The 22,769-nt window shown below is 42.5% G+C and carries 19 protein-coding genes; 18 read left to right on the top strand and 1 reads right to left on the bottom strand.

Annotation, left to right across the window (positions count from 1 at the left end; translation table 11 throughout):
• The first annotated feature begins 42 nt into the window (after window positions 1-42).
• The 18 genes from J2T13_RS21355 to J2T13_RS21270 all read left to right on the top strand — a co-directional run bounded on the left by J2T13_RS21355 (window position 43) and on the right by J2T13_RS21270 (window position 21,963).
• Window positions 43-1,032 (top strand): AAA family ATPase, encoded by a 990-nt coding sequence (locus J2T13_RS21355; RefSeq protein WP_429374384.1) that lies wholly within the window; start codon window positions 43-45, stop codon window positions 1,030-1,032.
• Complete coding sequence (locus J2T13_RS21350) at window positions 1,029-1,964, top strand: DUF58 domain-containing protein (RefSeq protein ID WP_429374383.1); 936 nt, start codon at window positions 1,029-1,031, stop codon at window positions 1,962-1,964. Before J2T13_RS21355 ends, J2T13_RS21350 begins: the two co-directional genes overlap by 4 nt.
• Window positions 1,965-2,240: 276 nt before the next feature.
• Window positions 2,241-4,238, top strand: a complete 1,998-nt coding sequence (locus J2T13_RS21345) for a vWA domain-containing protein (protein WP_429374382.1) — start codon at window positions 2,241-2,243, stop codon at window positions 4,236-4,238.
• Window positions 4,222-7,119 (top strand): VWA domain-containing protein, encoded by a 2,898-nt coding sequence (locus J2T13_RS21340; RefSeq protein WP_429374381.1) that lies wholly within the window; start codon window positions 4,222-4,224, stop codon window positions 7,117-7,119. Before J2T13_RS21345 ends, J2T13_RS21340 begins: the two co-directional genes overlap by 17 nt.
• Before the next feature lie 613 nt (window positions 7,120-7,732).
• Window positions 7,733-7,921 carry a hypothetical protein gene (locus J2T13_RS21335; protein ID WP_429374380.1) on the top strand — a complete coding sequence of 63 codons (189 nt, stop codon included), beginning with the start codon at window positions 7,733-7,735 and terminating at the stop codon, window positions 7,919-7,921.
• Between the two features lie 30 nt (window positions 7,922-7,951).
• Window positions 7,952-8,191, top strand: a complete 240-nt coding sequence (locus J2T13_RS21330; RefSeq protein WP_429374379.1) for a hypothetical protein — start codon at window positions 7,952-7,954, stop codon at window positions 8,189-8,191.
• A gap of 517 nt (window positions 8,192-8,708) precedes the next feature.
• On the top strand, window positions 8,709-9,875 hold the full coding sequence (locus J2T13_RS21325) for a type III polyketide synthase (RefSeq protein ID WP_429374378.1): 1,167 nt from the start codon (window positions 8,709-8,711) through the stop codon (window positions 9,873-9,875).
• Window positions 9,862-10,614 carry a methyltransferase domain-containing protein gene (locus J2T13_RS21320; RefSeq protein WP_429374377.1) on the top strand — a complete coding sequence of 251 codons (753 nt, stop codon included), beginning with the start codon at window positions 9,862-9,864 and terminating at the stop codon, window positions 10,612-10,614. The genes J2T13_RS21325 and J2T13_RS21320 overlap by 14 nt, the downstream gene beginning before the upstream one ends.
• A 64-nt stretch (window positions 10,615-10,678) precedes the next feature.
• Window positions 10,679-11,833 (top strand): NAD(P)/FAD-dependent oxidoreductase, encoded by a 1,155-nt coding sequence (locus tag J2T13_RS21315; RefSeq protein WP_429374376.1) that lies wholly within the window; start codon window positions 10,679-10,681, stop codon window positions 11,831-11,833.
• 27 nt (window positions 11,834-11,860) lie between these two features.
• Complete coding sequence (locus J2T13_RS21310; protein ID WP_429374375.1) at window positions 11,861-14,044, top strand: MMPL family transporter; 2,184 nt, start codon at window positions 11,861-11,863, stop codon at window positions 14,042-14,044.
• Window positions 14,045-14,445: 401 nt separating this feature from the next.
• Complete coding sequence (hemH, locus tag J2T13_RS21305; protein ID WP_429374374.1) at window positions 14,446-15,462, top strand: ferrochelatase; 1,017 nt, start codon at window positions 14,446-14,448, stop codon at window positions 15,460-15,462.
• A 144-nt stretch (window positions 15,463-15,606) separates the two neighbouring features.
• Window positions 15,607-16,578 (top strand): ROK family protein, encoded by a 972-nt coding sequence (locus J2T13_RS21300; RefSeq protein ID WP_429374373.1) that lies wholly within the window; start codon window positions 15,607-15,609, stop codon window positions 16,576-16,578.
• Between the two features lie 139 nt (window positions 16,579-16,717).
• Window positions 16,718-17,722, top strand: coding sequence for a LacI family DNA-binding transcriptional regulator (locus tag J2T13_RS21295; RefSeq protein WP_429374372.1), 1,005 nt, complete (start codon window positions 16,718-16,720; stop codon window positions 17,720-17,722).
• 193 nt (window positions 17,723-17,915) lie between these two features.
• Window positions 17,916-18,617 (top strand): DUF1868 domain-containing protein, encoded by a 702-nt coding sequence (locus J2T13_RS21290; protein WP_429374371.1) that lies wholly within the window; start codon window positions 17,916-17,918, stop codon window positions 18,615-18,617.
• A gap of 12 nt (window positions 18,618-18,629) precedes the next feature.
• Entirely contained in the window at window positions 18,630-19,928 is a 1,299-nt protein-coding gene (locus J2T13_RS21285) for an ABC transporter substrate-binding protein (protein WP_429374370.1), read from the top strand.
• A gap of 90 nt (window positions 19,929-20,018) precedes the next feature.
• Window positions 20,019-20,828 (top strand): carbohydrate ABC transporter permease, encoded by an 810-nt coding sequence (locus J2T13_RS21280; protein ID WP_429374369.1) that lies wholly within the window; start codon window positions 20,019-20,021, stop codon window positions 20,826-20,828.
• Complete coding sequence (locus J2T13_RS21275) at window positions 20,825-21,637, top strand: carbohydrate ABC transporter permease (RefSeq protein WP_429374368.1); 813 nt, start codon at window positions 20,825-20,827, stop codon at window positions 21,635-21,637. The genes J2T13_RS21280 and J2T13_RS21275 overlap by 4 nt, the downstream gene beginning before the upstream one ends.
• 98 nt (window positions 21,638-21,735) lie before the next feature.
• The gene (locus tag J2T13_RS21270) at window positions 21,736-21,963 is read left to right on the top strand and encodes a hypothetical protein (protein WP_429374367.1); all 228 of its coding nucleotides are present in this window, start codon (window positions 21,736-21,738) and stop codon (window positions 21,961-21,963) included.
• Window positions 21,964-22,124: 161 nt separating this feature from the next.
• On the opposite strand, the gene J2T13_RS21265 is transcribed toward J2T13_RS21270, so the two are convergent.
• Window positions 22,125-22,574, bottom strand: a complete 450-nt coding sequence (locus J2T13_RS21265; RefSeq protein ID WP_429374366.1) for a hypothetical protein — start codon at window positions 22,572-22,574, stop codon at window positions 22,125-22,127.
• Between the last annotated feature and the right edge of the window lie 195 nt (window positions 22,575-22,769).

Below are 22,769 nucleotides of genomic sequence, written 5' to 3'. Positions count from 1 at the left end.
TAGCAGATGTAATCATGAGAGGTTGAATTAGGAGGATGGGATATGCCCGATAGTAGGATACAGCCAGAAGTATGGAAGGAAACGATTGCCCGTGTAAGAGCTCAAATAGGTGAAGTGATTGTAGGTCAGCATGAGGTAGTAGAACAGCTACTTTGGTGTATTTTTGCTGGCGGTCATGCTTTACTCGAAGGTATACCTGGCCTTGGGAAAACAATGTTAGTACGTACGGTTGCCGATAGTCTGGATTTATCTTTCTCACGAATTCAGTTCACACCTGATTTAATGCCTAGTGATATCACAGGAACGCAGGTGCTTTCATTTGGTAATCAAGGGGTTACGGGGATGACATTCCAGAGTGGTCCGATCTTTAGTAGCATCGTGTTAGCGGATGAGATCAACCGAGCAACTCCGAAGACGCAAAGTGCGTTGTTAGAAGCGATGCAGGAGCAGACGGTGACGATTGGAAATGATACACATGTGTTACCCAAACCATTTTTCGTGTTAGCTACACAGAATCCTCTGGAGAATGAGGGGACTTATCCTCTTCCAGAAGCTCAACTAGATCGGTTCTTATTAAAGATTCTTGTACCCTATCCGAACGCGGAAGAATTGAAGGAAATCGTACGAAGAACAACTTCCTCTCATGTCTCTGTTGCAAGTAAACAGGCTACCGGTGCGGAGTTGATAGAAATACAACGTGGAGCAAAAGAAGTGTTGGTAGCAGAAGAAGTGCTAGATTATGCCGTGAAGTTGCTTATGATGACTCATCCAGAAGAATCATCTGCACCAGAAGATGTACGTAAATACGTTAGATTTGGATCAGGACCCCGTGGAGTTCAATCCATCATCTCAACAGGGAAGGTACGGGCTATATGCCAAGGTAGAATGCATCTCTCTACGGGAGATATTCATGCAGTAGCTGTCCCAGCGTTACGTCATCGTCTGTTCTTGAACTTCGAAGGTCAAGCCAGGGGCATTTCAACAGATCATATCGTTCAGGGAATTCTGAATCGTCTTGAGGGGACGGTATGAATGAAAATTATCTTCTCTCGCCACAAATACTTCCTCGTCTAGAACGATTAAGTCTCGGTGCAGGTAGAAGGGTGGCAGGTACGCTACAGGGGAAGCGGCGATCACGTCGTTTAGGTTCTTCCTTGGAATTCGCAGATTATCGCCCCTACTCTCCCGGGGATGATATACGACGATTCGATAGGAGTGTATATTCTCGCACAGGTAAGCCATTTATCCGCCAGTTCATGGATGAGCAGGAATTGATGGTCAGTCTATATGTAGACTGTTCAGCATCGATGGATTTTGGAGAACGTAAAGTGAAAGCTAATACCGATGGAGTAAATGAAGTTCCGAGTAAGTTATTGTACGCTAAACAACTGGCTGCCAGCATTGGATACATTGCACTCTGTTCATATGAACGTCTGCAGGCGGTGAATTATAGTCGCTCACTAGACTCACGGCTTCCTATTCTAAGGGGGAGGGGAGCGATTCATCGATTATTTCAGTTTCTTGAAGAGGCTCCGGTGGGAGGAGAAGGAAGTTTAGCGGCATGTCTCAGTGAACCGGGAGCGATTCCAAGGCTACCGGGGATGACTTGGATTTTCTCGGACTTCTGGCTTAGTGAAGGAGAAGAGGAGATCGGGAAGGCCTTATCTCGACTAGCGGGAGCTGGGCAAGAAGTTGTCTTGGTGCATATTGTATCTCAAGAAGAAATAAATCCGGCGCTCAGTGGAGATTTACGTCTTGTAGATAGTGAGATTGGGACGGGTAAGGAAGTGTCCTTGACAGGCAAGGTGCTACAGACATACAAAAAGGAATGGGAGAACTACCAACACTTCCTATCCAGTTATGCAGCTGAACGAGGCATCTCCTATGTGCTGATTCCGAATGATACGCCGATTGAAGAGGCTATACTCGGCATCCTGGCAGAGTCTGGACTCGTGATGACTTAACGATGATGAATAGATCATTTTTGTCGTGAAGTGCTTTGTATAAGTTTAAGAAGATAGCTTTGCCATGCCATGAAGGGCTAACAAAGATAGATTTGCTACACAATGCATAGCTAGTGTTTACAGATAGATTTTCTGAAAGAGTAAGGCTTGATGTCTACGAAGAAAGCTTTGCTACGCAAAGTTCAGTTAATGCTTACGAAGAAAGCTTTGCATAGCAAAGCTAGTTAATGCTTACGAAGATAACTTTGCTACGCTAAGTTCTAAGGAGGATTAATCATGGGAATTGGGTCGTGGCTCGGTCTGGTATTTGGCTTGAGTATACCGGCCATTCTACTCATGTATTTGTTGAAACGAAAATTCATCGATACGTTGGTACCGAGCCATATGTTATGGGGGCGGGTTCTTCGTAATATTGAGGCGAACCGTCCATGGCAGAAATTACATAGCCGTCTGCTGTTATGGTTGCAGCTTGTGGCAGCTGCCCTACTTGTATTTGCATTGATGCAGCCGTATTGGTGGGTGTCTGCCGATGCTAAAGGGCATGTGGTTATCGTTGCGGATACCTCCGGCAGCATGAGTGCAAGAACGACAGCTTCTTCAGAGGACAATAAATCTGATGAATCTGCAGATGATGGATATAGAAGAATAGATGTATTACAAGCTAAGGTGAAGGAGTACATCGAGGATCATGCCCAAGGCAGTGAAATAACGTTACTTAGCCTTGGTTCCGACCCCAATATTGTCATCTCTAGGGAGAAGGATAAGACAAGGATAAATGAAGCTATAGATGGACTTGAACCCTACTATGGTAAGTCAGCCTATCGTGAGACGCTATCACTAGCCTCTGCGTTAACTCGTGAGGAACAAGATGCTGAGGTTGTGGTTTTTACAGATGGTGAATGGAAGGGTGACGGAGAAGGGATTCCCTTTCAAGTTGCTAGTCAAGTCATCGATGTTGGTGTTAGTGACACAGAGGCTTACAATGTGTCGATTAAACAGTTTGGTGTCCAGCGAGGAGCGGCGGGGAATACAGCCGTTGCTGTGCTAGAAAGTACCCATCAGAAGAATGATCCTGTTGAGTTTGAACTCTACGGTGACGATAAACTGTTGAGAACACAGACTATTGAATGGCGGACAGATGGGCATACGACACTCACTCTACAGGAACTAGAAGATGCGGAGGTATATCGTCTGGAATTGCAGGTACTCGACGATTACGAGGCAGACAATATTTCATTCGCATTCGGAGACAGGACGACTACGCCTCATGTGTTGTACTTAAGTTCTGGAAATTTATTTCTGGAGCGAGCACTACAGTTAACGGGAGCAGAAATTACGAAGTTGGCAATAGATGAGGGTGTACAAGCTGGGGATTCCAAGGATATGTCAGCGCCACCGGTGCCGAAGGAAGTTCCTGATCTAGTTATTATTGAGGGCGAGGCTCCTGAATTTGTGCAGCAGGAGGATTGGGCGAAATTGTTAGGTAAGACGGCTCTCTGGACCCTTGGTGGCGTGGGGCAAGAAGTTAAAGTCGGTGGTGAGAAGGCCCAGCCATTCAATCATCCAGTCACGAAATATTTGACACTAGCGGGGATATATTTCGGAACTGTGATTGACCAGGAGACTCCACCTGTATGGGGAGATGCCATTGCTGATATTGGTGAGAAGACAGCGATCTATGCTGGCAAAGAGGGAGGATATGCGCGTCTTTCTTTTCTATTTAAGCTAGAGGATAGTGACCTTCCGTTATCTGCGGAGTTTCCAATCCTCATTAACAATGCGGTGACATGGTTGACTAGTGGGGAAGCTTCTGGACTTGGACGCGTGGTTGCAGGTGGTCATATGGATATGCCAATCTCTGTTGAAGCAACGAAGGCACAATGGGTTGCTAAAGAGGGGTTAGCCTTATCATCAGGTGTTGAACCCATAGCGGCAGATCGAGGATCACAAGGATTTATAGCACTACAACGGGTACCTTCTACTCCAGGATTATACGCATTTGAGCAACAGGGCACGAAGGATAGTATTCCTCAATATTGGGTTGAGGTAACAGCTGATCCGAGTGAAGGAAATGTTGATCAGCAGACGGAGCTTTTGTTAACACAGGGGGTAGATGGTTCATCCAATGCTGAGTTACAGAATCAGGGTGATGGTGAGAAGGGGCAAGCTAATGGTGAACAGGTCGCTAGATCGTTGATGTGGATCTTGGCTGCTGTTGCACTTACTGTCATATTGCTGGAATGGGGGGTGTACCAACGTGGGCATTCAATTTAGTCATCCTTGGCTATTATGGTTACTTATTCCGTTGACTGTACTCATGGTATACGCCTATAAATCTGATTTTCGATTGTCTGGTTCTCGTAAGAAATGGGCCATTGGCATAAGGTCGACGATTCTATTATTACTAGTTCTGATGCTTTCAGGAATACAAACATACAACCTCGTATATCAAAAAGAAGTCGTGTATCTTGTTGATCGATCTTATAGTATGGCAGATCAGGATCAGTTAATGGAGTGGATTCAGGAATCAGCGAACCACAAAGATAAGGAAGATCAGACGTCCATAGTATCCACGGGTCTTGATTCTGCCGTTGAAAGGCAGCTATCTCCGGCTGAGATTCATGAGGTTCAATTCGATGCTTCGTTGAAACGGGAATTCAGTAATTTGGAGGCAGGGTTACAGCTCGGAGGCAGTCTGCTTAGTCAGATTGGAGATTCACGGATTGTGATGGTTTCAGATGGAGAAGAGAATGTGGGGAGCATGCTTTCTGCTGGAAGATTGCTTAAGGATCAAGGGATTGCTGTTGATATTCTCGAAGCGCCTCAGCCAGCCATCCGGGATGTATCTGTTGAAGAGCTTGTTGTGCCGGATAAGCTGTATCAAGCGGAAGCTTTTTATTTCGAGGTGTTGTTGCGTAGTACATACGAGGCAACAGGAGAGCTACGATTATATGAAGATAATAGGGAAATTAGTAGGCAAAAGGTCGAGGTATCCCCTGGAGATAATCGTTATGGCTTGAAGGGTCTGGCCAAAACAACAGGTTTACATCGTTATCGTGCTGAAATTTTCATGGAAGGTGACGACCAGTCTGCGAACAATACCGGTTATGCCTTTACCCGCGTAGATGGGCCACCGAAGGTTCTCATTGTAGAAGGTAAGCAAGAAACTTCTAACAATATTACTTCAGCGCTATCATCAGGGCTTATTCAATACGAGGTGATAGATCCAGAGCTTTTGCCTACTGAGCTAGCCAAATATGGGGCTTATGATAGCATTGTTTTTAACAATGTGTCAGGAGATCGGGTAAGTGGACGTCAGATGGATCTCATTGAGCAGGCGGTTCGGAGCTACGGGATCGGATTCATGATGGCTGGTGGGGAAGATAGCTTCGGCATGGGGGGATATTTCAAAACACCTATTGAGAAGTTATTGCCTGTATCCATGGATTTAGAAGGTAAGCGTGAGATTCCTTCACTTGGGCTTATTCTAGTTATTGATCGTTCTGGGAGTATGAGTGGAGCTAAGATTGAGTTAGCCAAAGAAGCGGCGATGCGTACTGTCGAATTATTACGGCCTAAAGATACTGTGGGTGTTGTTGCTTTTGACGATCAACCTTGGTGGGTTGTTGAACCGCAAAAAGCATCGGATAAGGAAGCGATATTGAGTCAGATCCAGTCCATTCAAAGTGATGGAGGGACAGATATTTATCCTGCATTAAGTTCTGCGGTACAGAAATTGGTAGAAGTTAAAGCACAGCGTAAACATATTATTCTAATGACAGATGGTCAGTCGGCGGGTAACGGTGCTTATCAGGGTCTTGTAGAACAAATGAAGAAGGATAAAATTACACTATCCTCAGTGGCGGTAGGTCAAGATGCGGACACGGTGTTGTTGCAAAGTTTAGCTGAGTCTTCTAAAGGTCGTTATTATTTCGTTCAGGACGAAACAACGATTCCAGCTATCTTCAGTCGTGAAGCGGTGATGATGGCTCAGTCATACATTGTAGATAAGCCATTTATCCCTGCCTTGCAGGATACCGGAGAGTGGAATGCTCTGTTTGAGAATGGCGTGCCAACGATATACGGATATATAGCCACAACCCCGAAAGCTACTGCACAGACGGCCTTAGTTAGTCCAGAACCAGATCCATTACTATCTAGATGGCAGTACGGATCAGGCCGAACCGTAGCTTGGACTAGTGATTTAACAGGGAAATGGTCGAAGGAATGGGTATCTTGGGCAGGATTCTCAGATGTGTTAACACAGATGATTAAATGGACCTTTCCACAGTTTACAGCTTCTCCTTACGAAATAAAGAGTGAGGTTGAAGGGAATCAGGTTCATTTAGAAGTTGTTGTTAACGGTGATGAAGTGGTGCCCGATTCTTTACAAGCGGTGGTGACTGGGGAAGATTTGAAGGAGCGAAAGGTGATGCTGTTTCAGGAATCTCCGGGTCACTATACGGGAGATATGACTGTAGATAAACCTGGAGCCTTTATGTTGTCTCTAGTAGATGACAGCGGAAAAAGCGAGAAGGTTGCGGCGCCAGGAAGTGGGTTAGTCGTGCCATATTCTCCGGAATATCGTATTTCAATGGGAGATTCGCAGCAGGAACTGAGTAGACTTGCTGAACTCACAGGAGGTCGTGTACTAGCTTGGGATCATCCTGAAGAGCTATTCGCCCCTAAAGCTAGAGCGACTAAATCGCTACAAGATTGGAGCTATATGCTGCTTATAGCTGTTCTGCTGCTATGGGTAGCCGACATTGCAGTGCGCCGCCTGGCGTTGCCATGGCGCGCAATGGCAGAGCGCCTCGCCGCGGCCTTGCGGCGGCGACCTGCTCGTGCGAGTGAGCCCGGCGAGGCTACGCCAGCCGCTGGGCTCACTCGGCTAGCGGCGCGCAAGGAACGCGCCGCAGCCTTTTATGGCGGCGGCTCCGCAGCGCCGCCAACTGCACCGCCGCGTGCCGCGGGCGGTGCCAGCCCTGCCGCGGCGGGCGCGAAGCCGCCGGGCGAAGCGCCGCAGGCCCGGCAGCCGCAGGCGCGGCCGGGCAGGGCGCAAGAGGCGGCGGCAACGGCAGAGCCGCCGCAGGAGCAGGAGCGGTCCACGTCGATGGACCGCCTGCTAGCTGCTAAGAAGCGCAACTCGCGTTGAGTGTAGCGGTGACTGGAAGGCTCTAAGTCTCTAAGTCTCTAAGAATGCTGATCTCATCGTTTCACTTCGTGAGATTCAGCTGTTTGGATTTAGGAGATGGGAGAATCTCCAAGAGTACTAAAAAAATAGTAATAGCCATCCTGAGAATAGTGAAGTGCACCCCTTAGAATAGACATTGGAAAAACCCTTGGGTTTAACCGATGAAATTCTAGGGGGTGCACTTATTCTTTATTCTGGTTCAATGCAATAATCAGTGCTTGAAATATTTAGGCCTCACCCGAACGGACATAGAAGCCCTTATTTGTGAGTTTTAGGGTCGATTAGCTTTTTAACGGACATAGAAGCACTTATTTACCCATAATTGCCCCAAAACACATAGAATGATGTGAAATAAGGTCTGTGGTGTCCGTAAGGATCCAGAATCAGGGTAATTACAGCAAATAAGGTCTCTGGTGTCCGTTCAATCGATGTCAAGCACTGATTTTGGTTTTGATCCTTTATTCTTTATTCTAAATTTAGATGGAACAATATGAAGAAAATAATGGTAGAATATATATTCAATTATAATTTAGAATTATAATTGTTCCATTTATTGAAGAGATGAGGAAGATACATGTCAGTTAACGTAGTAAGTGGAGACTTTTTTAACGCCAAGCAAAGTATACTAGGACACCAGGTGAATTGCCAAGGGGTAATGGGAAGTGGGGCAGCCAAAGGCATTCGAGATAAATATCCTGAAGCCTACACCGCTTATCAAAATGAGTATATCCATGCACAGGATAAACATGCTTTGCTCGGTTAATGTCAGTTAGTTTAGTGCCAGAATGGTCCGATGATTGCTAATTTGTTTGGTCAATTTAAGTATGGCAAAACATCAGAACAATATACAGATTACGTAGCACTTGAAAGCGCATTACGACAGTTGAAGGACAAAGCGAAAGAATTGAAGTTTAGCGTCGCTCTTCCGTACAATCTAGGTTGTGGCATGGCAAATGGGGATTGGAATATCGTTGAGAAAATGATCGAGGATGTTTTTAATGATTATGAAGTAACTTTGTACAAGCTTGGCTAGGACGACTGAAACAATGAATATAAATACATATGATGAAGTTATGCAAGTTGTAGACACATCATGTAGAGAGTTACCTTAACAGGTGGCTCTTTTTCTGTTGTTCAAAAGCTGTTTATAACACATTATTTATTCCGGAAGCCAGAAGCCAGAAGCCAGAAGCTAGAAGCTGAGGAGCATGATGATACTTTAAATTATTTGTTTAGATTGAATATTATCTCTTATATGTTTTAGCATAGACATTGGGTATTCTCTAAGAGGAGAATCTGCAGCCATGGTTTATCTTAATATCACGATGCTAACTAGCAGTAACGCTAATATTTCCAATAGCACTCTTTCTCTTAGGAGAGAGTTTTTTACTTTGTTCTCTTAGACTTTAGTCAAGAAAAGATGGATAAGAGATAAGCTATCCAAAATGTGGATGATAGTTAAGCAATCATGCATATACGAGCAGTTTCAAGAATAAACTTGTTCCATTACGGATATTGGCGTAAACCTCGGACAAGGAGTGGATGAACTCATGATAGATACGATATCTCATAACATGTCTCCTAACATTTCTATATTAGGAATAGGTACGGCCCTCCCAACCCACCGTATTGAACAAGATGAAGTATTAGATAAATTAGAGGAAGCTTTGCACGATTCCCCTAATTCGGTGCGATGGGCTAGAAGAATCTTTAAACAATGTGGTGTGGCAACCCGCTATACATGTGAGCCTAATCTAATTGCCCATGGTTCAAGAAGCCGCTATTTGCCCTCCGAAGGACTGGATGATGTTCCTACCACCGCGGAACGTATGGAAATTTATAAGAGAGAATCCATCCCCTTAGCGCTTCAAGCGGCGAAGGATGCTTTACTTGATGGAGGGATCGAGGCTTCGCAGATCACAGATCTGATAACGGTAAGCTGTACAGGCCAATTTCTTCCGGGTCTAGATGCCGTTCTAGTTAAGGAAATGGATCTATCTCCACGTGTGCAACGGATTCCATTAACATTCCAGGGATGTGCTGCTGGGTTGAAGGCGATTCAATTGGCTAGGACGTTGGTGGAGGGGCAATCCAATAAGCAGATATTAATTGTCTGTGTGGAATTGTGTACCCTTCATTTCCAACCCTCAAGTGATCGAGAAGCTTTGTTTGGTGCGTCATTCTTTGGGGATGGGGCTTCCGCATGTGTGGTAGGAACCGCCGATAAGAATAGAAAAGGGCTATTTCAATTAGGAGAGGGGCATTCGGTGCTGCTACCTGAGTGTGGTGAGGAAATGATATGGGAATTAGGCAATTATGGATTTGACCTTTACCTGTCAACGAATATTCCCAAATTGTTGGGGCGTTATCTGCCGTCGGAAATGGAGTCATTCTTGAATGGACAAGAATCTCCTAACTTATGGGCCATTCACCCTGGAGGGCGAGGCATTGTGGATATCGTGCAACAGATGTTCGATTTAAGTGATTCTCAGGTTCAGTTTAGTAGAAGTATTCTTCATGACTATGGAAATCTATCTTCAGCTACGATTCTATTTGTTCTAAAAGCGATGCGTGAGGATTTAATAACTTGCCAATCGGGTTCTTCAAATGGCGTAGCGTTAGCTTTCGGTCCTGGATTAACAGCGGAACTACTTAAGTTTACATATCTGCCTTCGATTATTCTGCAAGAACAGGTTGTAGATCATGTCCATTCTTAAAAAGTTACAGAAGAGAGCCGAAGAGCCTGAATTGATGGATGATTTCAGCATGGGCGGAGATGATCTTCATGAAGCACTAAAAGATTTAAGGTTGTTGAATCAGATATTTGCGGCTTCAAGTCCTACCCTCTATGGTGTTGAGCGGTTATGGATTCTGGCAGGTCGTCCGAAACATTTATCTATTCTTGATGTAGGTGCGGGATCGGGTGATGTGAATAAACACGTTCTTAAATGGGCGGATAAGAATGACGTTGATATTACGATTCAATTAGTAGATGTCACAGAGGAAGCTTGTGAAGAGGCGCGTCAATTCTTTCGTGATGAACCGCGGGTAACAGTACGATTAGTTGATGTGAAGGATCTAGCAGAAGCTTCTGTGGATATTGTGAGCGGATCGCAGTTTGTTCATCATTTTACGGGGGATGAGCTTTACACGATCGTAGCCTATATGCATAAGGCATCTAAGCTTGGTGTTGTTATTAATGATATTCATAGGCAATGGATTCCATGGACGGCTGTATGGCTTATTAGTCGGTTGGTGTCCACTAATCATTATATAAGGCATGATGCCCCTCTCTCTGTAGCCAAAGGGTTCCGTGCTAAGGATTGGATTAGGCTAAGAGAAGTCTTAGGAGTCCCGGAACTCACTTATTCGTGGCGGCCCTTATTTCGTTATGCGGTTGTCATTCCACAGTATTCTCATAGGGAGGACGAGAGTGAGGATATATGGAGCAAATAGTAGGTGTAGGTGTAGTCCTCACCACACGACATTCTTCTATGGGACAAGATAGGAGTGGGAATCGGTGAATCGGATCATGGATGCGGTGGTGGTTGGCGGAGGTATTGCTGGATGTAGCCTTGCCAAACAATTGGCAGATCTGGGATGGGAAACGATGCTGTTAGATCGGCAAGTATTTCCCCGTCATAAAGCTTGTGGTGAATTTCTCTCTCCAGAATCGCTAGAGATGCTTAGTAAGCTTGGCTTAGATAGCGTTATGGAATCATTACAGCCTCAGTTGATATCCAAAGCGAGACTTGTATTTGAACATGGGGATTTAATTGAAGTTCCCTTACCCGGTTTAGCCTGGGGAATAAGTCGATATAAGCTTGACGCGGCTCTTCATGAAGCTATTGTTCAAGGAGGAGTTGTTGTACGAACAGGCATGACGGTGATTTCGATTAAGCAACATGATGACGGATACGAGGTGCAGATGAAACAACGGGGTGAAGTAGAGGTCATCCAAGCTCGTACGGTGTATGCTGCTTGGGGATCTCACCGTCATGCTAATATTTTCGTTGAACCGTATCCCTTGGATTCAAATACGAGTAAGCAATCCTATGTCGGGATCAAATCACATTATGCAGGAATGGATTCTGAACTCGTTACGGAACTGTATTTCGTAAAGGGTGGATATGTAGGAATTTCTCCTGTTGAGAATGGTTATTCGAACGTGGCTGCGCTACTGGACATGGAAGTAGTCAAGGGTGCGGGGACAACGGTACCGGCTATCCTTGAAGCGGCTTCAAGAGCGAACCCTCAATTAGTAGAGAGAATGAAACATGCGGTACCAATCGAGGCCACACAAGTTTCTATAGCTCCAGTACATCTGTCCCTACATCCCCTAGCGTGGCATGTCATCCCACATCTTGGAGATGCAGCCGTGGTGATTCCACCGTTATGCGGCGATGGGATGTCTATAGCACTGCGTTCGTCCTTCCTGTGTTGTGCTCTCGCCAACAAGTATCTTCGGGGAGAGATATCCCGTACGTTCTGGCAAGAAGAATATACACAGGCTATGAACCGTGAATTTGCAGGTCTTATTAGACGTGGAAGGCTTGCACACACCTTGTGTTCTATGCCTAGCGTTACGCGCTGGTTTCCAAGTGCTGTACGGTTCTGTCCGCCACTTGGAAAGGTCCTGGTTAAGGCTACGCGATTGAAATCGTACAACGGTTAGCTATTATCTTTTTTAGGAGAGCTGGTTATGGGATACCGTCTGCTTGCTAAGCTTTCTTATCGGTTTCCGACATGGATCATTGTGTTGTGGACAGCCTTTTTTGTCGTGTTTGGTACGTACGCTACGAAGCTACCAACGGTACTTAAAGATCACGGGTTAGTATCTGATGGTAGTTTTGCACTTGTTCAGGAGGTATTATCTTCAGAATTCGGAATTCCGGATGAGCCTATAATGCTTGTTTTTGAAAAAAAAACATCGGTAACAACACAACAATTTCATCGATATATCGAGCATGTTCTGATGAAAATGCAGGTTATAGACGGCCTGTTTTCATTAAGTTCCCCTACAGATAAGGAAGGGATGCTCCAAGGAAATGTAGCCTTTGCCCTTCTAGGATTCCGTCAACACGTCTACCAGATTGGACCTGTATTGGAGCAGATTAGACAACAACTTCCGACTTCAACCCATATTTCGGTGGGTGTGACAGGGAAATCTGTTATTCAATATGATGTGAATCAAGCGAGTCGCAACGGATTGAAGACAGCGGAGCTGATCGGCTTACCTATAGCTTTTGTGATATTGTTATTTGCGTTGAGAGGGATCACCTATGCGTTGCTTTCGATAATCATTGGAGTTATTGGGGTAACGGGGACGCTCGGAATCATGGCTTTGGTGGGTACGATGACAGAACTTTCAAACTTCGTATTAAGTGTGATCCCGATGGTGGGATTAGCACTGAGCATTGATTTTGCACTGATGATTATCAGTCGATTTCAAGAGGAACTCCCCGGTCGTAGTGTAGAACAGACGTTAATAACGTCGATGAGTACAGCGGGACGAGCCGTGGTATTCTCGGCAGCATGTGTCATTCTGGGTCTGTTGGCGATTCAATTTATTCATTTACCGATATTCACAACTGTTGCATTAGGAGCCATAGTTGTTCTAATCATCTCCCTCCTACTTAACTTAACATTACTTCCAGCTCTACTTGGTATCGTAGCCCCATTTATAATAACTAATAGCATAGATACGAGAAGGCAGAAATCTAAGAATCTTTTAACTCCAGGCTTTTGGGATCGTTGGTCACTCGTGATCATGAAAAGACCTATCATATCGCTTCTGGGTGCATCTGCGGTGTTACTAAGTTGCCTGTTGCCACTGCGTCATATGATCATTAGTATACCTGATGCCAGCTCACTCCCGAGGGGATATGAATCTCGTACAGCTACGGAGCTTTATCATTCCCATTTCACTTCGAGTTCCAGCTCAGAGGTTATTGTGATCGCCGAAGGAAGGAATCCCACATTTACGACGGAGGATTGGCTCCATGCTTATCAATGGGTAAGACATCTGAAACAAGATCCGGGAGTGATCAGGATTGAATCTGTATTTGATTACTTTCCACTGTTAACAGAGCAACAATTACTTCGATTACTTCAGAATCCTACTTTTATGACAAAGATCGAATCAGAAATACATTCCGTGCTAACGGGTAATCACATGCTCTTTAGGATGACGATACAGGGTGCGGTAGGTTCTAAGATCAGTACGGATTGGTTGCGGAATTTAGAAGCGGAAGCGGCTGAGGCGGAACTTCCGCTGGTGATTGGGGGAGAGGCGAAGTATCAGCAGGAGATTTTCGATGAAATTTCGAGTCATATCTGGGTCATTCTAATATTTATTGGAGTAACGAACTTTATTGTTCTGTGTATTGCATTTCGGTCCGTTCTTATTCCTCTTAAAGCTATTGTGATGAATCTATTGAGTCTTGGTGCTTCGTTCGGCATTCTAGTCTTTATATTTGAGAAGGGCAGATTGGGATTGGAGCCTAGTGCTATAGCTGTTATGATTCCCATCTTTGTATTTGGCCTCGTCTTTGGAATTAGTATGGACTACGGAGTATTCCTGTTATCTCGAATGTCTGAGGTATACGAACGGACAGGTGATCACATGGTTGCTGTCACGTCAGGATTAACTTCTACCGGTCGCATCATTACTTCAGCAGCAGCTATTATGATTGCGGTGACTTTACCCTTTGCCTTCGCAGATGTCGTAGGAGTGAAGCAACTCGGAATCGGAATTGCAGCAGCCATTTTCATCGATGCCACGATCATTCGACTGATCCTTGTTCCATCATTAATGGCACTTCTCGGGCGAATGAATTGGTGGATGCCATTTCAGAGCAAATCCAATCGTAAGGATATAAAATGATGATTGAAGCTAAAATGATGATTGAAGCTAGAATGAGATTACTTTTCATATGAAGTAGGATCTCATACCTGCTCCGAGGCAACATGGTAGTCGTTGAGTTGCTGGCTGACACTCAAACAATTTGAAGAACGGGGATTGGTTATCCAACAAATCGAATTGCAGGAACGGAGACCTAATCGTATTGTTTATTCGATCACGACGTTAGGACAAGATGAGTTCTATAGAGTCTTGACTTAATTTAGGGGGAATATCCTTAATAGGATGTGGATTGCGGTTTATACATGCCGCTATTGAAATTTCCGGAAGATCATTGGTATAGTATGGTTAGTATTTGCTAATGTGGAAAACCCCCTTCAGAGCAAAGTCTGATGGGGGTCTTGTACGTATTAGGGAGGTGAAATATGAAACAAGAGAAAGTTGGAGTTTTGTTGGCCCAAATTGGAACCCCAAGTGAGCCGACAGCAAAAGCAGTTCGTCCTTATTTAAAACGCTTTCTATCAGATCGTCGAGTTGTGGATTACCACCCGTTACTGTGGCAACCACTACTGCAAGGGATTATTCTTAGAGTACGCCCTAAACGTTCAGCTAAGTTATACCAAGAAATATGGACGGAGCAAGGATCACCACTACGGGTTCATGCATACAATCAGCAGGTTGGTTTACAGAATCGGCTAGGAGATCAATTTCGGGTAGAAGTAGGAATGGGATATAGTGAACCAAGTATTGAGGAAGCGCTGAAGGCACTTGAAGATGAGGGAATAACCAGAATTATTGTTATGCCTTTGTATGCTCAATACTCTTCAACGACAACAGCTTCGATTTATGATGAAGTTTATTTTGCAGCCATGGGTCGCCGTCGTGCTTCGGGTTCAACAGCTAAACGGTTTATTCCCACCTTACGGTTTACAGATGCCTTTTATGATCATCCCGATTATATTGCAGCGATGAAGCGGCATCTAGATCAACAATTGCGGCTTCTGAAGATTCCACCTGATAAATTTATCCTTACATTTCATGGTATTCCTGAACGTTATGCCGATACAGGAGATCCTTACCGTGAACAATGTTTGAAGACTGCAAAATTGCTTGCAGAGGCGATGAATTGGTCTTCCGACCAGTGGGTGATTGTATTTCAGTCACGATTTGGTAGGGAACCTTGGATTGGACCAGCAACGTTTGATGTACTTACTGATTTAGCTCATCAGGGTGTACAACGTCCGTTCTTATTTGCACCTGGTTTTGCCGTCGATTGTCTAGAAACACTTCATGAGCTAGGAATCGAAGGGCGTGAAGTGTTTAAAAGTGCAGGCGGACTTGTGGATAATTACACGATGGCTCCTTGTCTGAACAATCATGACGCTTGGCTAGATTTCCTAGCGGAATATGTTCTAAGTAACGCCCAAGGTTGGATTGAATGACGATAAAACGACATAAGGAAAACTGAGACTCTTGCAATACATAAGCAAGCTAAAGTTACCTGATAGAGGCGTTTTCTCATTTGAAGATTTGCTTGATTCACTAGGTGCGAGAATTAAGTGAAAATTGAATAAAGATCGGAGATAATGATGAGTAAATATATTATTGGAATTGATCTTGGTGGGACCAATATTAAGTCTGCAATTTTCAATACAGAGTTTCAAAAGATACATGAAAGAAGTGACCCTACAGAAGCCGCAAATGGACCTGATCATGTGTTGAATAGAATGAAAGACATTGTTCGGGAAATGATGTCGGTTGAAGGAATTAATCAATCTTCGATTAAGTGCATGGGTATGGGAATCCCGGGTTTACTTAATCCAGATGAAGGTCTATCTATTTTTTCACCAAACTTTCCAGAATGGGATAACATTCATGTTGTAAATCATATGAAAAGTGATTTTGACTTTCCTGTATTTATCGACAATGATGTGCGGGTAAATCTGCATGGTGAATGGCTTTTTGGAGCAGGTTTAGGTTACAAAAACATAGTATTGATCACCCTCGGCACCGGTTTAGGATCGGGTATTGTAAATGATGGTAAGGTAATCTACGGTACTACATCTAGCGCGGGTGAAATTGGGCATATGAATATGTACCGGGATGGTAGGCCTTGTCGTTGTGGAAGCTCAGGGTGTCTGGGTAGATACGTATCTGCGGTAGGAATGGTCAGAACCTTTACAGATAAACTTGAGGAAGGTCGAATAAGTATAATATCGCAGTGGGTGGAAGACGATCGGACAGCAATTACCGCCCATATGATTTCAGAGGCATACGACCAGGGAGATTCACTTGCCATTGAGGTGATGCATGAAACAGGAAAAATTCTTGGATTTGGACTGTCAAATGTAATTAACATATTAAATCCAGAAGTGGTTATTGTTGGCGGTGGAATGTCGGCAGCGGGTGATCGCTTGTTAAATTCAGTACGTGAAACCGTTGGAAATCATGCTTTAAAACTATCTTCCCAAGTCTGTAAAATAGAACAAGCGAGATTAGGTGGTCATGCAGGTATGATTGGCGCAGCTGCATATGCGAATAGTAAGTTGCATTTATAAGCACACCTTTCTTTGACAGATTTGCTTATTTGCTCAACAGCTAATTACCAAGTATTATAGATATGACAACTCGATATACATTTCTAACCATTTTCCAAGGATAGAAGATGGATTTATAAATAAAGAAAGGAGTAGAAACGTGAATACGAAAAGGAATGTTACGATCTATGATATAGCTAAGCTATCAGGCTTTTCTCCGAAAACAGTATCTCGTGTAGTTAATGGAGAACAAAATGTTAAGAAGTCAACATTTGAAAAAGTAACTAAGGTTATAAATGAACTTAATTACATTCCTAATACTTACGCCAGAAGCCTAATTAACAAGACTAAGAATAATGTGCTGATCTCTATTCAGAGTACAGAACAGTTTCCGATTAAGTGGATCCATATCTTGTTGGAAAAAATAACGATTGAATGCCGAAAACATGGTCTTAATATCATGGTAGAATATCATGAGCCAACTGAAAGTCTGGAAAATTCGATACTCTCTTCATCGAGTAGTTTTATTGGTGCAGCTGTTATTTTCTATGAAGCGATTAATGATAAGAGAATAAGATTTTTGAAAGAAAAAGAGATTCCATTTATCGTTTTTGGGAAAAGCAGTATGGCTGATGTTCTATATGTAAGTAATAATGATTATGAAGCCTTATTTAATCTTGGAAAATATCTAGTTGAACGTAAACTCAAAAAATTAGTTATGCTGATTGCGCTAGAAACGTTAGTTAATAAAGACAGAGTACGAGGAGTACAAGATGCTTTTCGAGCAGAAGGGCTGGATGTAGACAATATCGAAGTTGTATACAACATAGTGACGATTGAAGACACTTATCGTTACTGCAAAAATATGTTTACCAAATTCAATTTACCGGATGCTATATTTGTATCAGGTGATGAGAAGGTCATTGGGCTAAATAGAGCTTTCTTTGAGCTAGATATTAAAATTCCTGAAGATGTTTCAGTGATTGGGTTTGATAATATTCCCTTTGCAGAGTATTACTCTCCATCTTTAACGACGATTGGTCAAGATTATGTGGGGCTGTCTAAAGAGATTGTGGATCGATTGATACATTTAATCGCGGGCAATACGGAATTGAGTTCAATTGAATTAAGCACGGAATTAATTATTCGTGAAAGTGTCAAATAAAAGAATGAAAAAAAGATGTTGAAACATAGATTAAAGTATTATACACTGTGGTTAATCAAGTTTTGACATCGATGTCAAAAAGTAAGATCTAGAATGTTAAACGATAGTTAATCTAGATATTAAAAAATGACATCGATGTCATAATTCGCAAATAAAGCAATTTCAGAGAAAATGGCTAGAAGGAGATGGAAAGATGTTTACAAACAATGTGGGTCCGGAAAAAAAATTTAATGAAAGAGGGGGAATGAATCATTTTCCTGGTAATACGATTGTAAGCAATTTATATAATAATCCAATGGTAATGGAAGCAATTCGTCAAATCCAAGCAGCGTATAGGAACTTGCCTTGGGCAGATAAATATCATTTCATGCCTGAAGGATCGATTCACATGACCGTGTTCGAATTATTATGTCATTATAACCGGAATCTAGATTCTTGGAGCAAAGACTTATCTTTGACTGATCCGATTGAGAAGACAGATATATTCTTCTATCAGCAACTTAAGCATGTAGACATCATGGATTGCTTTGAAATGAAGCCACTCTCTATAAAGGGCACAAATTTAGCGGTATCACCTAATGATGAGAATACGGGTGTCATGCTACAAGATTTTCGTAATAAGTTGACTGAAGTTACCGGTGTAAGTTTCCCTAATCACGATTCTTATGAATTTCATATTTCTTTCGGATACAAACTTCAAGAGTTGCTTCCAGAAGAACAGGTAATAGTTGACCAATTAAATGAAAAGTTATACAACGACGTTGTATCAAAAATGGATTGTGTTGACATTAAGAAAGTAGACTATACCGTATTCGAAGATATGTCAGAGTTCGTTCCATACAGTGAGCAAGCTAGAAATGAATTGAAATTGAGAAAATATCCAACATCATATTAAGGAGTGAATATAATGAAGAAACCATTAGTAATGCTTTCTAGTATCATGTTAGCGTTTACAGTTATGTTAGCAGGATGTGGGTCATCTACAAATAATGCTGGTGATGCAGGGAATTCAGCCAATACAACAACTTCTGAAAAGAAAAATATTACCTTGGATTTCATGACCAACTCAGCTGATCAAGTGCTGGAGGCATACAAAGAAGTAGCAAAGAAATATGAAGACGCGAACCCAGGAGTTAAAATCACGATTACGAGCCAGGGGAAGGATTATGAATCTTTGATGAAGGCAAAGATGGCAGCGAATGACTTGCCGGATCTTTGGATGACACATGGATGGTCAGTTGCAAGATATAGCCCTTACTTGGAAAAGCTGAACGAGCAGGCTTGGGCAGGAAAAATTGCTCCAACTTTACTACCAACAATTACTAACAGTGATGGTGAACTTTATGTATTGCCACTTGATATTGATAAAGGTGCGGTGGTTGTCAACGAGACTGTTCTCAAAGAAGCAGGTGTCGATTCTGCAAGTCTAGTAACATGGAATGATTTCTTGGAGGCCTTTGAGAAGGTTAAGAATATTGGGAAGACTCCGGTTGGAATGGGTGGTAAGGACCCACGTGTATTTGCTCAATTCCTTGACATCATGTCAACTCAAATGTATATTGCGAGCCCTTCTAATGACGACTCAGCTAAATTGCTTGATGGTACCTTCGATTGGTCTAAATGGTCTGAAGTTAGTCAGCTATTAGTCGACCTTAAGGATATGGGATATCTAAACAAAGATGTGACAACAGCTAGTGGTGACTCGATTAATGAGTTGTTTGCACAAGATCAGGTTGGATTCATGTTCCAAACGAACTCTGTTATAAGATCTGCAGTATCTTATAATCCAGATCTTCAAGCAGGATTTGTTCCTCTTCCAGTCGTTCGTGATGATGGTAGACAGGTATTGGTGGGTGGAGAACGTAATGCAGTCGGCGTCTGGAAGGATTCTAAAAATAAAGAAGAAGCGTTGGCGTACTTGAGTTTTATGTCACAAGAAGAAAATATGACTCTTATTGCGCAAGCGCAAGGTAACACGCCAGCATTTAGTGATTATTCTATTGATTTCGGGATGTTAACACCATACTTTGAAAGAACAAAAGATATTGAGATTCAACCATACTTTGACCGTGTGTATTTACCGAACGGGATGTGGAGTACTTTACAGACTGTAGGGTCCGGACTCGTCTCAGGCGGATCGATTGAAGGAGCAGCGGTGAAATTAATGAATGATGATTTTGATCGTCTCTTTAATGTAGCGAAATAGTAAATAAGAAATCAGAAGGTGAATATATTGCGATTAAAAAGAAAAAATCAAATATATCTGCTGTTATTGCCAGCCTTTTGTTTATTTCTAATGTTTGTTTTCATTCCCCTCATTGAGGGGATCAGAATCTCATTTACAAATTGGAATGGCTATTCTCAGATATTTGATTATATTGGTTTTGATAACTACAAGAATTTGTTTGCTAGTAAATTGTTCAAAGTTGCAATGATTAACACATTACTCTATGGAGTTGCGTGTACAATCTTACAGAATGTTCTGGGACTTGCGTATGCTTTGTTTGTTGATCAGAAGTTTGTTCTTCGGAATGTTGTACGTGTAATTATCTATATGCCTAGTATTATAGCCGGAATCATTATGGGTTACATGATGTACGGGATATTTCAATATAATGGTGGGGCACTTAACGATCTTGCCATGTTATTTGGTGCTGATAAGGTTGATTGGCTAGGTAATGGATCACGAGCTGTATGGATTATCATCATTGTGAACTCCGTACAATTTGTCGGAGTTGCGATGATGCTATTCTTAGCGGGGTTGCAGAGTATCTCCAATTCTGTTATTGAAGCCGCAATGATTGATGGTGTAAATAGACGTCAGATGCTATTGAAAATTCGATTACCTCTATTGATGCCTGCGATATCTTCAAGTGTAATGATCAATATGATTGGTGGTTTTAAAATGTTCTCCCTAGTATTTGCATTAACAAATGGGGGACCGGGAATTTCCACTCATTCCATGGGAACAGCCATTAACTATTTACATTTTGGCAACGAGAATGCAGGACAAGCCGCTGCTGCGGGTATGGTATTGTTTGCACTGATATTCGTAATCTCATATTTCGTGAACACGTATTTCCGTACGAAGGAGGTTGAAGTATGATGAAGAAAAAATCGTGGTTATTAAACATCGTAGGTATACTGATTATTCTTCTTCATATTAGCCCTCTGTACATTACTTTCATGACATCGCTAAAAAAGAAGACAGATTTAAGTTCGAAATGGTTTTTACCCGATAAGTTTTCACTAGATAACTATAAGAATGCCTTAGCAGGCAACGAATTTTTTCAAGCTCTTTTTAATACCATCATCGTAACTGTTGGTGGTATAGCCATTGTTGTCATCGTAGGTGCCATTACCGGGTATGTTCTGGCTCGTAGAAAAAATATGCTGACTAGTCTGATGTTGTTGGCAACTATGGGCGTTATGATGGTTCCTGGAATAAGCTTGATTGTACCATTATATAATACGATGTTAACGATCGGTGGGATCAATACTTTTTGGGGAATAACCTTGCTCGTCGGAACATCTCATTTGCCAGTAAGTATATTTATTTATATGAATTTTATTAAGAGCATTCCAAGAGAGTTGGATGAAGCAGCTGAGATGGATGGCTGTGGCACACTTAGAACATTTTTCAGTATCATCATGCCTCAATTAGGAGCTGTTACTGCTAGTGTTTTAATTCTAAATGGTGTGAAAATATTTAATGAGTTCTTGTATGCACTTTACTTTTTACAATCGCCAGACAAGAAGATGATTACAACCTTTATCTCGGGTTACTTCAATGAGAATAGTAATCTGAATGAAGCTTCTGCGGCGGCGTTGCTAGCAACACTGCCTGTCATTATCGTATATATTATGCTTCAAAAGTATTTTGTGAAAGGAAACATAGATGGAATAGGAAAGTAGAATGCATAGCTAGGAAGGCCCCTTCAGAGCAGAGTTCTGATGGGGGTCTTGAACGTTTTTGGTGGGAACTTTGTATGAAACAATAGAAAGTTGAAGTTTTGTTGGCTCCTTGTCCGAACGATCGCGAAGCAGACCCACGCGAAATTCCTGGTCTGTCTGCTTCATCTATTTTTGTAGGTATCCGTAATTTTGGTTACAAAATGATTGTTATCAAAGCAAAATATGGCAGATCCAGAGACAAGTTAGATGTGCTGGTAGAGACTTTGGGATTAAAGTTGATTACCACCGCTGAGGAAGATATGAACGCGATGTTGGCACTGTCGTAGGATACAGAGTCTTAGCGTGACTTAAGTATTGCAACTGTGAAGAAGGTAACATAGAAACCGAAATATACTCGTGGTAAATACCACTGAAGACACTAACCCCTCGTTAGTGTTTTTCTACATTTACATTTGGTGAAGATATACATAGAAGTGTTATTAGATGATTAGAATGATACTCTAAAGCGACTCCCAAGCCATCCTAATACAATGCCGTAGAGGAGATGCCCTATAACCCACCAGATTATCGCACTAGCATCATCTATTTGTGGAACAACATCTGATAAAAGAGTCAGAGGAATAAACAGTAGCGAGGAAGCTAACGCTAGCAATATTGCATTACGCCAAGGGTAGGGTGAAGTGTTAAGCCATACTATGTAAACAATGCCTATGCATAGAGATACTGCCATGTGCATTGCGAATTCGAGCCATTCAGGTAGATTGGCATGAAATCCGGGCATGAAATCGACGTTTAGTAACAGGGTGTATACACCGATATCGGTTACCCGTTGAACTGCCTTAAAGAATAAGCCAAGAACGATTCCGCTGATCAAGCCGACTACAATACCAGGATAGAATAGAGAGAATTTATTTGAAAATGGACGTCGCAGTGTCATGCGCAGACCTCCTTACTTTCTAATATAAATTTGGGAATAATGAATGACGACAATGTGAAAACTGAACATGGATATGGAAAAAAGGACCTTCAAGTGTTACAATAAGTCATATTGAAACATTCAAAGCGTATTTATTTCATAATAACGCAGTGTATCAAGTTATGGAAGGCTTTGTATCACTGATTTTTCAGATGT

The sequence above is a fragment of the Paenibacillus sp. DS2015 genome, from assembly GCF_050433705.1.
In the GTDB taxonomy this organism is placed as follows: domain Bacteria; phylum Bacillota; class Bacilli; order Paenibacillales; family Paenibacillaceae; genus Paenibacillus_AQ.
The sequence above is the reverse complement of the archived record's forward strand: the minus strand, read 5'-3'. Positions and strand labels throughout refer to the sequence as shown.